The sequence below is a fragment of the Streptomyces taklimakanensis genome (assembly GCF_009709575.1).
Taxonomy (GTDB): Bacteria; Actinomycetota; Actinomycetes; order Streptomycetales; family Streptomycetaceae; genus Streptomyces; species Streptomyces taklimakanensis.
In genome coordinates, this window is record NZ_WIXO01000001.1 from 123,433 (window position 1) to 137,768 (window position 14,336).

The window sequence follows — 14,336 nt, forward strand, 5'->3', positions numbered from 1 at the left end:
GACGGGCTTACGGTGAGGCCATGCCCCAGACGCATCAGCACACCCCCCACCACCACGACGAAAGCGGCCACCGCCCCGACCACGCCCACGGCGGCCACCAAGAGCACAGCGACGGCGGTCAGGCGGAGATCCTCGATCTGGACGCCGAGGTGCTCGCCGAGCACACAGCGTCCATCACGGCCTGGCTGCCGCTGACGAGCGATCCGCGCCGGATCGTGGACCTGGGCTGCGGAACCGGTGCGGGCACCTTCGCGCTCCTCGAACGCTTCCCCGACGCGCACGTCACCGCCGTCGACACCTCGGCCGGGCACCTCCGGCTCCTGCGCGAGAAGGCATGCGACCGCGGTGTCGAGGGGCGCGTACGGACCGTGCAGGCCGACCTCGACGCCCACGACTGGCCCGACCTCGGCACACCGGATCTGGTGTGGGCCTCGGCCTCGATGCACCACATGACCCACCCCGACCGCGCCCTGCGGAACGTCCGCGAACTGCTCGCCCCCGACGGCCTGTTCGCCGTCGTCGAGCTCGCGGGCTTCCCCCGCTTCCTGCCCGCCCACGCCCCGGAGAACCGGCCCGGCCTCGAAGAGCGCGCCCACGCCGCGACCGACGGCTTCCACGCCGAGCACGTTCCGCACCGCGGCGCCGACTGGGGCCCGAAACTGACAGCCGCCGGCTTCACCATCGAGGACGAGCGCACCGTCACCGTCACCATCGAGGGTGAACGCAGCGAAGCGATCGGCCGCTACGCCCACGGCAGCCTGCGGCGCGTCCGCGACGTCGCCGCACCCGCCCTCAGCCCCGAGGACCTCGCCGCACTCGACGAACTCCTGGACACCGACAGCCCCAACGGCCTTCTGCGCCGCGCAGATCTCGCCGTACGCACCGAGCGCACCGTCTGGGCCGCCCGCCGCGCCTGACACCCGGCACCACCCACGGTCGCCCGCCGGGCAGCCCCGGCGCCCGATCGCCTGCCTCGTACGCAACCACGCCCGCGCCACGCTGTCGCCGTGACCCGACAGCGCGGCGAATCGGCGCCGGGCCGGGAGAGCGCGCCGACGAGCCATCCCCGCCGTCCGACCCACCGCGGCACCGTGCGTTCAACGGCCGGGATCCGACGGTCGGGGCGGAAACGGGGAGTCGGGGCCGTCAGGCGCGGCCCGCGGAGCGCTCCGCCTCGACCTGCTCCAGGGTCTTGCCTGTGGTGTCGGGCAGGAACAGGCCGATCACCGCGCAGACGCCGAGCGAGACCGTGAGGAACGCGGCGACGGTGGTGATGCCGGTGGCCGCCAGGGTCGGCACGAAGAACGACCAGATGCCCAGGACCACGCGGGAGGTACCGAAGGTGATGCCCTGTGCGGTGCCGCGCAGCATGGTCGGGAACAACTCCTGGCTGTAGGTCTTGTAGACGGCCTCGCCCGCCAGCGCCTGGCCGATGCCGAAGAGGACCACGTTGAAGACGATGATCGGGATGGTGAAGTCCGCGAACAGGAACACGCCGTAGGCCGCGATCTGCATCAGCGAACCGGAGATCCACATGACCCTCCGGTGTCGGTGGCTGCGGTCGGCGAGCCGCATGTAGAACACCACGGACCCGAGGATGACCAGCGCGAAGCTCGCACAGGTCAACGCCACGCTCGCGGCCTGGTCACCCGCGCCCAAGGTGTTGATCATGTAGGGGGTGAAGGTGCCGTTGGTGCCTGCGGCCAGGTTCCAGAACAGGTAGATACCGCCGGTCAGCAGCATGGCCTGCAGGTGCGGGCCGCGGAACAGGTCACCGACCCTGACCGCGGCGGCCCTGTCGCTCCGCGCGGCGGCCTTCCAGGTGGCGGACTCCACCATGCCGCGGCGCAGCAGGTAGGTGACGACCGAGGCCGCGAAGAGGGACAGGAAGACGATCCGGATACCGAGCATGCCGAGGTCGGCCAACGCCCAGGCCAGCAACAGCACGACCACCGGACCGAGACTCCAGCTCACCTGGGTGAAGCCGAGGAGCCTTCCACGGGCCTTGGCCGGGGAGAACTCGCCGACCAGGGCCAGGGAGGTGGGTACGTCGGCACCGACGGCGAGGCCGACGACGAAGGTGCCGGCGAACAGCATCCCGGGTCCCGTCGCGAAGGCGATCACCAAGATGGCCGCCGCGTAGACCAGCAGGTCGTACTGGTAGATGCGTTTGCGTCCGAGCCTGTCGCCGAGCCGTCCGCCGACGAAGGCTCCGATGGCCGCGCCGATGGCGTTGGGACCTATGGCCGTCAGCGTGCCGACCATGCCGTCCGAAAGTCCCCACTCCGCCTGGAACAGGCTGAGTCCGGAACTGATCGCGACGATCGATCCGGCATCCAGGTAGGAGGCCATGCCGGCCAGGACGGTCCACTTCCACTGCTGCCGGGTGACCCCACCGTCCGCCCCGGCGGGAGTCGCGGGGACCGACTGTGGTGCCTGCGCGGATACCACGGGGAACCCTTCGGTCGTGGGCGGTGCCGGCAGGCGGTTGGGGACCACCTCCTCGTCGCAGCCGTACGTGGCTCACTGCGCGGCGGGAGGGGGACGCCCGGCCTGCCCGATGCATTGAAACGACTCAAACAATCGCCACCCCCCTCGGGGGCAGTCAAGACCCGTGCAGCCCTTTTCCGCTGCCGCCACCGGAGAGCGGAGAAAGGACCCCGCCTTGTCGTCCCGCGGCGTCCCGATCGGCTCGGCCGCGGAGCGAACGCGGCGGAGGAGCCCCTGGACGACGCGAGTGGAACGGAGGCCCTCCCCCACCGGGGTTCGCTCCGGCGGTCGCGGGAGCCGGCCGGGGCAGTGCACGACCATTGCCCCCGCCGATGTGGGCCCTCTACCATGACGAGTATTCATCGAAACGATTCGACGAATCGATTCGACTGATCGTCGCGGCACGCGCGAGGGGGCGGGATGGCCACGATCAAAGACGTCGCCGCACGAGCGGGCGTGGCCCCCAGCACGGTCTCCTACGTCCTGACCGGCTCCCGGAGGATCTCCGACAGGACCCGGGATGCCGTACACGCGGCGATCGCCGAACTCGGTTATCACCCCCGGGCCAGCGCCCGCTCCCTGCGCGGCGCCCGCACCGACGTCCTGGTTCTGGCCGTCCCCCGCAAACCGGGCAGGTACCGAGCCGTGGACGGCCGTTTCGCCATCGAGATCAGCGACGCGGCACGCGCGCACGGCTACGACGTGCTGATGATGACCGAACCCGACGGTGTGGACGGGCTGCGCCGGATCGTGCGCAGCAAACTGGCCGACGCCGCCGTGCTGATGGCGGTCCGGGAGCGGGATCCGCGCATCGAAACCGTCCTGGAGCTGGGCTTCCCCACCGCGTTGCTCGGCCACGGGGACGAGCCCGGGTTGCCGTGGGTCGATCTGGACTGGGAAGCGGCGGTCCGGTTCGCCGTCCGGCGAACGGTGGAGGCCGGGCACCGGCACGTGGTCTTCCTGGCCTCCGCGGACCACGAGATCGACGCGCGCCGCGGCTACGCGCTGCACGGTCTGCGCGGAGCGCGGGACGCGGCGCGGGAGACCGGCGCGGATGTCCGGGTCCACCCCTCCACCGGTGCCGAGGAGCGGCTCGGCGGCCTTCTGCGCGCCGCGCTGACCGCCCGGCCCGCGCCGACCGCCATGGTCGTGCAGCACCTGGTGCTGCTTCCGCGGCTGCTGGAGGAGGTGGCCGCACTGGGGTTGCGCGTCCCCGAGGACCTGGCCGTGGTCCTGGTGGGCAGCCTGCCGGACGATCCGGTGGCCGAGCCGCTGCCCCGCATCGAACTGCCGGTCTGCCGGATGTCCCGGGAGGTGGTGCGGCTCGCCGTGGAGTCGGTCGGCGCCGCCTCCGGTGCCCCCGTCGGCCCCGGGCACGCCCGGCAGCTCATCGCCCCGCGCATGGAGCCCGACCGCCCGGTTCCCCCGCCGCCTACCCGGCGCCCCGGCTGAGGGGGCGCCACGCAATCCCGCCGCGCGTGTCCGTCCCCACCCGAACCGCACCCACACGGGAGAAGCCACTCATGCACCCCCGCCGAGGGAACGGCCCGTTCATCGCCATGGTCGTGGCGGGGGCCACGGCCGCGTCGGTCCTCACCGGCTGCGCCGCCGGCCCGGATCCGGACACCATCACCGTGCTCAACTCGGCCACCGACACCGCCGAGCACGAGGCGAACCAGCAGTTCTTCGACCGGTGCGCCCGGCCCCTGGGGCTGAAGGTCGAGCAGATCAGCGTCCCGGCGCCCCAGGTGGCCACCAAGGCCCTGCGGATGGCCTCCTCCGACTCCCTCCCCGACATCCTGGAACTGGACGGCTCGGAGCTGCCGCAGTTCGCCGTGACCGGAGGGCTGCGTCCCTTGGACGACCTCGGCGTGACGACCGGGGGCTTCTCCCGCGCCGCCGTCTCCCTGGGCTCCCACGAGGGGACGGTGTACGGCATCGCCCGCTCGGTCAACTCCCTCGCGCTGTTCTACAACACCGAGCTGCTGGCCGAGGCCGGTCTGGGGCCTCCCGCCACCTGGGAGGAACTGCGCGCCACCGCGGCGGCACTGACCCGGGGCGACACCTACGGCATGGCCTTCAGCGCCGGCCCCGACGCGGACGGGGTCTACCAGTTCCTGCCGTTCTTCTGGTCGGCCGGCGGCGACGAGTCCCGGCTGAACGGCGAGGCCGGCACCGCCGCCCTGCAGCTGTGGCGGGACCTGGTGGACGAGGGATCGGCTTCCCGGGCGGTCGTCAACTGGAACCAACAGGACGTCAACGACCAGTTCCTCGCCGGCCGCGCCGCCATGATGATCAACGGGCCGTGGCAGGTTCCGTCCCTCAGCGAACAGGACGACGTGGACTGGGCCGTGTCGAGCATCCCCGTGCCCGTGGCGGGCCGGGACCCGGTGCCCCCCATCGGGGGCACCGTGATGACCGTGCCCAAGGGCGACGGCGAGCGGGAGGAACGCGCTGCCGGGATCCTCGCGTGCCTGAACACCGAGGAGAACCAGCTGGCCTGGGCCGAGCGGGTGAACAACGTGCCCACCCGGACCGCCGCCGCGCGGACCTACCGCGAGCGGCACCCCGAACTCGCCGCGTTCGCCGACCTGGTCGCCACCGCCCGGTCCCGCACCGCCGGGGTCGGCACCCGCTGGCCCGCGGTGCAGGACGCCCTCGCGGGCGCCTTCCAGTCCGTGCTGACCGGCCGCTCCGGTCCGCGACAGGCACTGGAGAGGGCGCAGCGGCAGGTCGGAACCGGGGAGTAGGGAGCCGCCGATGAGCACCGTCACCCCCGGCACGCCGGTGAACGAGGCAGACCCCGCCCCCACCCCGGGCGGCGGGGCACGAACGGGCGCGAGCGGCGGGCGCTCGCGACGGTTCCCGGGGTGGCTGTTCGCCGCCCCCGCCGTCGTCTACATGCTGGCGTTCTTCGGCTATCCGCTGGTGCGGAACGTGTTGATGAGCTTCCAGGAGTTCACTCCTCGGACCTACTTCACCGGTGAGGCCCCCTTCAGCGGACTGGAGAACTGGCGCGCGGTGTTCTCCGACGACCTGTTCGGCGACGCGCTGTGGCAGACCCTGCTGTTCACGGCCGGCTCCCTGGCGGGGCAGTTCACCATCGGGCTGGGCCTGGCGGTCTTCTTCTCCCGCCGGTTCCCCCTCTCCGGTTTCGTCCGGGCCGTGCTGCTGCTGCCCTGGCTGGTGCCGATGGTGGTCTCCGCCGTCGTCTGGCGTCGCATCCTGGACCAGGACCACGGGGTCCTCAACGGCTTCCTCACCGCCGTGGGCCTGTCCGACGGCGGTGTCCCCTGGCTGAGCAGTCCCGACCTCGCCCTGCTGTCGGCCGTCCTGGTCAACATCTGGATCGGGGTCCCCTTCAACATGGTGGTCCTCTACGGCGGCCTGCAGGAGATCCCCCGCGAACTGCACGAGGCCGCGGCACTGGACGGCGCGGGCGCCTGGCGCGCCTTCCGCAGCGTCACCCTGCCGGTGCTGCGTCCGGTGATCACCGTGGTGCTGGTGCTGGGCTTCATGTCCACCATCAAGATCCTGGACCTGATCCTGGCCCTGACCGGCGGCGGGCCCGCGGACTCCACCCAGACGCTGGGCACGATGACCTACCAGTTGTCCTTCCTCGAACTCGACTTCGGCCAGGGCGCCGTGATCGGCAACGTCCTCATCCTCATCAGCGCCGTGTTCGCCGTGCTGTACCTGCGCACCGACCGCGGCGACCTCGGCAGGGGGAAGTGATTTCGATGTACCGCACACCGGGCCGCGTCCGGGCCGGCGGCGCAGGGCGCACCGTGGCCGCGCTCCTGATCCTGGCCGTCCTGCTCTTCCCGGTCTACTGGATGGTCTCCACCGCTCTGCAGCCGCGCTCCGCGGTCACCGCCGCCGGTCTCCTGCCCGTCTCCCCCGGCCTGGACAACTTCGCGACGGCCCTCACCAACCAGGGTGGCTCCCTGCTCACCAGCCTCGTCGTCGCCTCGGGCGCCGCCGTGGTCTGCCTGGCCCTGGCCGCCCCCGCGGCCTACGCACTGGCGCGGTTCGAGCTGCCCGGCGGCCGGACCGTCGTGTTCGGCGCCCTGATCGCTCAGATGGTGCCCGGCATCGTCGTCGCCAACGCCCTGTACAGCGCCTACGCACAGCTCGGGCTGGTCAACTCCCTCCTGGGACTGATCCTGGCGGACGCCTCGCTGGGACTGCCGTTCGCGATCGTGCTGCTGCGGGCGTTCATGGTGTCCGTCCCCTCCCAGATCGTCGAGGCGGCGATGGTCGACGGCGCCGGCCGCCTCACCGCCTTCGTCCGCATCGTGCTGCCGATGAGCCGCAACGCCCTGATCACCGCGGGCCTGTTCGCGTTCCTCTTCGCCTGGGCCGACTTCGTCTTCGCCCTGACGCTGAACACCACCGACGACGTCCGGCCGGTGACGCTCGGCATCTACCAGTTCATCGGGGCCCACGTCAGCGACTGGGGAGCGGTGATGGCCACCGCCGTGCTGTCCGCCCTGCCCGCGGCGGTGCTCCTGATCGTCGCGCAGAAGTACATCGCCGCCGGCCTCACCGGCGGGTCCGTCAAACAGTGACCGGGGAGCGCACCGCCCCGGGCCCCGCCGCCGGCGAACACGGCACCTCCGCCGGATCCCGAAGGACCGCCGCCACCGACACCGGGAACCGCCCACCGCGCGCCGTCGGCACGTCTCCCATCGACCGAAGGAGCAAGCCCCTGTGAAGTTCACCGATGGCCACTGGCTGATGCGGGAAGGCGTCCGGACCTCCTACGCCAAGGAGGCCGTGGACACCCACCTGGAGGACGGACGGCTCACCCTGTTCGCCGCCGTCCGGTCCGTCGAGCGCCGCGGCCACACCCTCAACTCCCCGCTGCTCACCGTGGAGTGCTGGTCGCCGGCCGAAGGAGTGATCGGTGTGCGGACCACCCACCACGCCGGGACCGCCGGCCCGGCCGCCGGCTTCCCCCTGAACCACCAGGACGGGTACGAGGCCACCGCCACCCGTGACGGCTCCGTGGTGGAACTGGCCGCCGGGCCGCTCACGCTGCGGGTGGACACGGCGGCCCCCTGGCGGCTGGAGTTCCTCTCCGGTTCCCGGCCGCTGACCGCGGCCGGGAACCGGGGCACCGGTTTCGCCACCCTCCCCGACGGCACCCACCACATGCTGGCGCAGCTGTCGCTGGGCGTCGGCGACCTGGTGTACGGGCTCGGCGAGCGCTTCACCCCCTTCACCAGGAACGGCCAGTCCGTGGACATCTGGCAGGCGGACGGAGGCACCGCCAGCGAACAGGCCTACAAGAACGTTCCGTTCCACCTCACCAACCGCGGCTACGGCGTCTTCGTCAACCACCCCGGCAGGGTCTCCTACGAGGTCGGCTCCGAGGCGGTGGGGCAGGTGCAGTTCAGCGTCGAGGGCCAGTCGCTGGAGTACTTCGTCGTCCAGGGGGAGAACCCCCGGCAGGTCCTCGACCGGTACACGGCGCTGACCGGGCGGCCCGCCCTGCCGCCGGCCTGGTCCTTCGGGCTGTGGCTGTCCACCTCGTTCACCACCGACTACGACGAGGAGACGGTGAACCGCTTCGTGCGGGGGATGGCCGACCGGGACATTCCCCTCAGCGTCTTCCACTTCGACTGCTTCTGGATGCGCCCCTACCAGTGGTGCGACTTCGCGTGGGATCCGCAGGTCTTCCCCGACCCCGACGGGATGCTGCGCCGCCTCAAGGAGCGCGGACTGCGCGTGTGCGTGTGGATCAACCCCTACATCGGCCAGAAGTCCCCGTTGTTCGCCGAGGCCGCGCGCGAGGGACATCTGCTGCGCCGTCCCGACGGCGACGTGTGGCAGTGGGACATGTGGCAGGCCGGGATGGCGCTGGTGGACTTCACCAGCCCCGCGGCCCGCCGGTGGTACGCCGGCAAGCTGCGCGCCCTGGTGGACCAGGGGGTGGACTGCTTCAAGACCGACTTCGGCGAGCGCGTTCCCACCGACGTCCTCTGGTACGACGGTTCCGACCCGGAACGGATGCACAACTACTACACCCAGCTGTACAACCGGACGGTCTTCGAGGTGCTGGACCAGGCCCGCGGCGAGGGCGAGGCGGTGCTCTTCGCCCGTTCGGCGACCACCGGCGGCCAGCAGTTCCCGGTCCACTGGGGCGGTGACTGCGAGTCGACGTTCGAGGCGATGGCCGAGTCGCTGCGCGGTGGCCTGTCGCTGGGCCTGTCGGGCTTCGGCTTCTGGAGTCACGACATCGGCGGCTTCGAGGGCGTCCCGACTCCGGCGCTCTTCAAACGGTGGGTGCAGTTCGGCCTGCTCTCCTCGCACAGCCGCCTGCACGGAAGCGGCTCCTACCGGGTGCCGTGGCACTACGACGAGGAGGCCGTGACCGTCACGCGCGACTTCACCCGGCTCAAGCACCGGCTGATGCCCTACCTGTTCCGGGCCGCGCGGCAGGCCCGGGAGCAGGGTGTCCCGGTGATGCGCGCGATGCTGCTGGAGTTCCCCGACGACCCGGCGTGCCACACCCTGGACCGTCAGTACATGCTCGGCGACGACCTGCTGGTCGCCCCGGTCCTCTCCGCCGACGGCATCGTCGACTACTACGTCCCGGCGGGTACGTGGACGCACGTGCTGACCGGTGAGCGGATCGACGGGCCGGGCTGGCGACGGGACCGGTTCGGCTTCGACAGCCTGCCGCTGCTGGCCCGGCCGGGCTCGGTCGTTCCCTTCGGGGCTCGGGAGGACCACCCGGTGTACGACTGGGCCGACGGTGTGACACTGCGGGTGCACGCCCCCACCGACGGCACCGAGACGGTGACCGAGGTACCGGCGCCGGACGGCTCGACGGCGGCCACGTTCCGCACCCGGTGCTCGGGCGGCACGGTGACGGTCCGTACCGACGACGCGCCAGGACAGTGGCACGTCCTGCTGGCCGGGACGGGGACGGCAGGCGACCGCACCCGGAAGGCGGGGCCGGACATCCGGGCCGGCGCGCCGGCGGGCACCCGAGAACTCTCCCTCCGCCTGCCCGACTGATTCCGTGTCCCCGGCGGCCGCCACGGCGAAGTGCCTGTCGAAAGTCCCTCCGCCACGGCCGGCGCCCGGCGCGTGGTTGTTCCACGGGAACGGCGTACTCGTCGGCGCCGGTGACCACGGACCGCTGGAGGATCACGCCCCGGAACCGGTCGCCGAACGACCGGCGGTACGCCGCTCGGCCAATGCCCGCGACAGCGCGCCCCCGCCCGCCCTTCTCGCAGCCGCTGCCGACAGGGCCCGCCTCCACGACTGCCGCTCGGCCTGTCCACGAGGCGGACGATGTCGAGCGGGCCGAGCTCCGGGGCCGTCAGCAGACGGAACAGGAACTCCGGGCCCCATGTCGTAGCGATGCCACTCCGACTCGGAATCCGCTCTGGCCACCACGGGCCAGGCCGCCGGGGCCTCTCCCGCCGCCGGCGAGCAGGACTCGGCCTCCGTCACGGCATGGTCGAAAACCCATTCACCAGGGGCCTCGCCTGTCTGTCGGCCCGGCTTCCCGCCCAATTTGACAGGCTGGAAAAAGCTCACCGTCCGGGGGCGCCCGTCGTCTGTGACAGCAGGTGGGCCCCATGTCCGACCGGTCACGGACGCAGCGATGAGTTTTTCCGGCCCGGCGAGTCTCACCACCGTTGTCCGACAACACGGGAGAAACACATGACCCAACTGTTGAGAGTCCAGAACTTCAACGTCTCGAGCGACGGCATCGGTGCCGGCGAGGGCCAGAGCGTGGAGAGGCCGTTCGGCGACGTCGACCGCCCCGAGAGGTTGTTCGCCTGGGCCGGTGCCACGGCGAGCTGGCCCGCGCGCACCGATCCCGGGGGGAGCCGGGGCCTCGACGACCACTTCACGCGGGACTACGCCCGCGACATCGGCGCCGAGATCATGGGCCGCAACAAGTTCGGGCCCCAGCGCGGGCCCTGGAGTGACCACGAGTGGCGCGGCTGGTGGGGTGACGAGCCCCCGTTCCGCACCCCGGTGTTCGTCATGACTCACCACGAGCGCCCTTCGTTCACGCTCTCCGACACCACGTTCCACTTCGTCGCCGGCGACCCGGCCACGGTCCTGGAGCGGGCGCGGGAGGCGGCGCAGGGCAAGGACGTCCGGCTCGGCGGCGGGGTTACCACCATCCGAGAGTTCCTGGACGCCGACCTCGTCGACACCATGCACGTGGCGGTCTCGCCGGTGAAGCTCGGGTCCGGGCTACGGCTCTGGGAGTCACCCGATGAGCTGCTCGACCGGTTCCACCTGGAGGTCGTGCCCAGCCCGAGTGGCGTGACGCACCACCTGTTCTGGCGAAGGTGACCGGACCTCAGGGCCGGCCCCGGCTGGTCGTTGGCTGGTCGTTCCGCCTCCCGGGGCCCTGAGGCGGGCCGTCGCGTCGCGCCTCGGGCGGTCGGCCGGCGACGCAGGCGCCGACCCGGCGCGCGCCACGGCCGACGGGGAGTCCGGGATCTCAGGAAGGGGAGGGCCCGAGCCGGTCCGCCAGCACGGCGAGGGCCTCCGTGCCCACCAGGTCCCCCGGCAGCAGCGGCACGTCGAACAGGGGGACGTCCGGGACCCGCTGCCGCAGCCGGGCGAGGTGTTCGTCCTCCTGCCGCCGGCGGCGGTCGAGCAGCTCACCGGCGTCCGCCGGGGAACGGCGGTTGGCGACGAGTGCGGCCACGTCGACACCGAGGCCGGTGAGCTTCTCGTACACCTCCGTGGTCTCGGCGATCGGGAGCGGTTCGGCGGTCAGTACGAGCACGAATCCGGTCCGCGCCGGATCCGTCACCACCTCGCGCAGCCGGGAGAAGCGGTTGCGTCGGCGCAGCAGGACACGGCGCAGCTCGGCGTCGCGGTCGGTCTCCCCGCCGCCGCCGAGACCGCGCACCGCGGCGCCGAACCGTTCGGACCGGTCGCGGTTGGCGAGCAGGGCCTCGGTCCAGGAGGCGAGCTGCTCGGGCAGCGCGAGCAGCCGCAGCGTGTGGCCGGACGGCGCGGTGTCGAAGACGACCAGGTCGTAGGCCTCCTCCCCGAGTTCCACCGCCTCGGCGACCCGCTCCAACACCGCCGACTCGTGGGTGCCGGGCGCCTGCCGGGCCAGTTGAAGGTGCCGGGCGGCCGGTGCGTGCATCCGCTCGGGGAGCAGCCGTCGCATCGTCTCGGCGACCGCGGACAGGTGCCGCTCGACCGTGCGCTCCGGATCGATCTCCAGCCCGTCGACGTGACCGACCGTCCCCGCCCCGGGGACGAGGTCCTCGGGGCCGGCGAGGCGCACGGGCTCGTCGCCCACGGGGCGGCCCCAGAGGTGGCCGAGGTTGTGGGCGGGGTCGGTGGAGACCAGCAGCACGCGGGCGCCCGACCGGGCACGGCCGAGGGCGAGCGCCGCGGCGACGGACGTCTTGCCGACCCCGCCCTTGCCGCCGACGAAGACGGCCCTGCGCGAGGTGATGAGGTCTAGCAGCACCCGACATGCTCCAGTGGCGAGCGGTCCATACCCATGCGACGGTGCCAGGCGTGGAAGTCCTCGTAGAGGGCGGGCATCAGTTCGACGGTGTAGTACGCCGCCGGGTCCGGTACGCCCAGTGCCTCCGCGAGGACCACCATCCGGAAGAGATCGTCCTCCTCGCGCCGGGCGCGGGCGAGGGTACGCCGGTAGGGGCCGGCGTAGAACTCCTCCAACCCGGCCCGGAGCGAGGCCCAGCGGGACGTCACCTCGCCGGCCCGACCTTCTCCGTCACATCGGCGTCGAGAGCCTCCGGCGGCTCCTGGGACGCCCGCCGCATCGCGACGACCGCCTCGAAGGCGACCCACAGGGCGGCGACGATGATGACGAGATCGATGCTCAGCAGCAGCCAGTCCCGGGCGTCGTAGAAGTCGCCGAGCTGCACGACCGCGGCCCAGAACGCCATGACGAACACGATCGCGAGCGGGATCAGCGCAGGCGCCGGATTGCGCCGCTTGCGGATCAGCATGACGGCGACGATGGACAGCGTCAGGGAGGCCAGCAGCTGGTTGCTGGTTCCGAACAGCGGCCAGATGCGGAGGCCTCCCTCGCCCCCGGCGCCCTGGCTGAAGGTGAGTCCCGCGCCGACGGCGAGCGTGATGAGGGTGCCGGCGACATTGCCGATCCTCACCTTCGCGACCTCGCCGGCCTCCTGGACGACGAAGCGCAGCAGACGCACGCCGGTGTCCATGGTGGTGGCGGCGAACAGGATCGCCATGGTGGCCAGGACCGTCGAACTCAGCGATACGGGCAGGCCCAGGCCGCTGTTGAGGATCGCGCCGCCGCCCGCGACGAACGCCGCGACGCCGCCCTCGCCGAAGGCGCTGTAGACGGCCTCCCAGTCGGCCAGGGTGCGGTAGCCCGCGGTGGCCGCGATGATCGCGCCGAGCGCGAGCAGGCCCTCGCCGACCGCGCCGAAGTAGCCGACGAAACGGGCGTCGGTCTCCTTGTCCAGCTGTTTCGAGCTGGTGCCGGAGGAGACCATGCCGTGGAAGCCGGAGATCGCGCCGCACGCGACGGTGACGAAGAGCAGCGGCACGAGATCCGGGGTGCCCGCGGGCACGGCGTCGTTGAAGGCCGGGGCGACGATCGTCGGAGCGCTCAGCAGCACCGAGACGAACAGGATGCCGAGCCCGACGAAGAGCTGGACGCCGTTGATGTAGTCACGGGGCTGGAGCAGCACCCACACGGGCAGCAGGGAGGCTATGCCGGCGTAGACGAAGAGGGCGACGATCCAGAAGGTCGCCGGGGACATGCCCAGGATCGGGTCGGGCAGCTCCACCGGGACGGCGTCGCCCAGGAGGATCAGGCCGTAGAGCGCCGCGACGCCGACCACGGTGACCAGGCCGAGGCTCATCTTGTAGCGGTAGACCGCCTGGCCGATCAGCAGCGCCACCGCGACCGCGCCCCAGGCGGGGATCACTGCCGAGGGGGTGGAGATCAGCAGGTTCTTGATCACCACCGCGAAGGCCGCGACCACCATCAGGAGCAGCAGGAAGATCACGACGAGGAAGAGGTTGGCGCCCCGGCCGCCGATGTAGCGGCCGGAGAGCGTGCCGATCGAGCGGCCCTTGTTGCGCGCCGAGGCCCACAGGGCGCCCAGGTCGTGCATGCCCGCGAAGAAGATCGTGCCGAGGGTGACCCACAGGAAAGCGGGCAGCCAACCCCAGATGACGGCGACCGCGGGGCCGACGATGGGCGCTGCGCCCGCGACCGAGGTGAAGTGGTGTCCCCACAGCACGAACTTGTTGGTCGGGACATAGTCCACGCCGTCCTGCAGTTCGTGCGCGGGTGTCCGGAAGGACGCGTCGAGCTTGTAGACCCGGTTGCCCAGGAATCTCGAGTACAGGACATATCCGCCCGCGAACATCGCGAGGCCGATCAGGAGCAGGGGAAGTGCGTTCATACGAGAGGCCCTTTGAGGTCTGGAAGATGGGGTGCCGGTCCGCACGGGACGTGCGCCCGGCGGGCAGACAGCGGAGACGGTGTGACGCGGCCTTCCTTGGCCGGGGACAGGTCGGCGGCCGGGACGGGGAACCGGCTGCGTGCGCCCCCTCCCCACAGCTCGGCGGCGAATCCGGACGTGGTGCGCCGCGCCCGGATGGCGACTGTGCCGCAGCCCTCGGTGAGCGGCTCGCCGGGACGAAGTCCGGCCTCGGCCGCCTCGGGGGCACTGCTTCCGCCGTACACGCCGTGGTCGGTGCCGCCACCGACTCCGACCTCAGTGCCGGACCTACCGATGTTGACCGAAAACGCTCCCTTCATAGTCCGCTCATGCTAAGCGACCGATCAGGCGATGAGGAGTCCCCGAAGACCGGTGACGACCGGCACA

General features: G+C 71.8%; 11 protein-coding genes. 7 read left to right on the forward strand and 4 right to left on the reverse strand.

Features of this window, described 5'->3' with window-relative positions; all coding sequences use genetic code 11:
- The first annotated feature begins 20 nt into the window (after nt 1-20).
- Nucleotides 21-917, forward strand: coding sequence for a class I SAM-dependent methyltransferase (locus F0L17_RS00580; RefSeq protein ID WP_155069259.1), 897 nt, complete (start codon nt 21-23; stop codon nt 915-917).
- A gap of 229 nt (nt 918-1,146) precedes the next feature.
- Here F0L17_RS00580 and F0L17_RS00585 read toward each other — a convergent pair whose 3' ends face one another.
- Nucleotides 1,147-2,451, reverse strand: a complete 1,305-nt coding sequence (locus F0L17_RS00585) for an MFS transporter (RefSeq protein WP_338017896.1) — start codon at nt 2,449-2,451, stop codon at nt 1,147-1,149.
- A gap of 459 nt (nt 2,452-2,910) precedes the next feature.
- Between F0L17_RS00585 and F0L17_RS00590 the strand changes: the two genes are divergently transcribed.
- The 6 genes from F0L17_RS00590 (at nt 2,911) to F0L17_RS00615 (ending at nt 10,821) form a co-directional block, all read left to right on the forward strand.
- Nucleotides 2,911-3,942, forward strand: coding sequence for a LacI family DNA-binding transcriptional regulator (locus F0L17_RS00590; RefSeq protein WP_155069260.1), 1,032 nt, complete (start codon nt 2,911-2,913; stop codon nt 3,940-3,942).
- Between the two features lie 71 nt (nt 3,943-4,013).
- Nucleotides 4,014-5,240, forward strand: coding sequence for a sugar ABC transporter substrate-binding protein (locus tag F0L17_RS00595; protein WP_155069261.1), 1,227 nt, complete (start codon nt 4,014-4,016; stop codon nt 5,238-5,240).
- 10 nt (nt 5,241-5,250) lie between these two features.
- Nucleotides 5,251-6,225 (forward strand): carbohydrate ABC transporter permease, encoded by a 975-nt coding sequence (locus F0L17_RS00600; protein WP_155069262.1) that lies wholly within the window; start codon nt 5,251-5,253, stop codon nt 6,223-6,225.
- Nucleotides 6,226-6,230: 5 nt separating this feature from the next.
- The gene (locus F0L17_RS00605; RefSeq protein WP_155069263.1) at nt 6,231-7,061 is read left to right on the forward strand and encodes a carbohydrate ABC transporter permease; all 831 of its coding nucleotides are present in this window, start codon (nt 6,231-6,233) and stop codon (nt 7,059-7,061) included.
- A gap of 142 nt (nt 7,062-7,203) precedes the next feature.
- Entirely contained in the window at nt 7,204-9,519 is a 2,316-nt protein-coding gene (yicI, locus tag F0L17_RS00610; RefSeq protein WP_162465617.1) for an alpha-xylosidase, read from the forward strand.
- A gap of 654 nt (nt 9,520-10,173) precedes the next feature.
- Nucleotides 10,174-10,821 (forward strand): dihydrofolate reductase family protein, encoded by a 648-nt coding sequence (locus F0L17_RS00615; RefSeq protein WP_155069264.1) that lies wholly within the window; start codon nt 10,174-10,176, stop codon nt 10,819-10,821.
- A gap of 151 nt (nt 10,822-10,972) precedes the next feature.
- Here F0L17_RS00615 and F0L17_RS00620 read toward each other — a convergent pair whose 3' ends face one another.
- From F0L17_RS00620 to F0L17_RS00630, 3 genes are read right to left on the reverse strand one after another with little or no spacing between them, the layout of a single operon-like run.
- Nucleotides 10,973-11,965: a TRC40/GET3/ArsA family transport-energizing ATPase gene (locus tag F0L17_RS00620; RefSeq protein WP_162465618.1), complete on the reverse strand. Its 993-nt coding sequence runs from the start codon at nt 11,963-11,965 to the stop codon at nt 10,973-10,975.
- Nucleotides 11,956-12,213, reverse strand: a complete 258-nt coding sequence (locus F0L17_RS00625) for a cory-CC-star protein (protein WP_162465619.1) — start codon at nt 12,211-12,213, stop codon at nt 11,956-11,958. Before F0L17_RS00625 ends, F0L17_RS00620 begins: the two co-directional genes overlap by 10 nt.
- Nucleotides 12,210-13,910: a carbon starvation CstA family protein gene (locus F0L17_RS00630; RefSeq protein ID WP_155069266.1), complete on the reverse strand. Its 1,701-nt coding sequence runs from the start codon at nt 13,908-13,910 to the stop codon at nt 12,210-12,212. Before F0L17_RS00630 ends, F0L17_RS00625 begins: the two co-directional genes overlap by 4 nt.
- Nucleotides 13,911-14,336 lie beyond the last annotated feature (426 nt).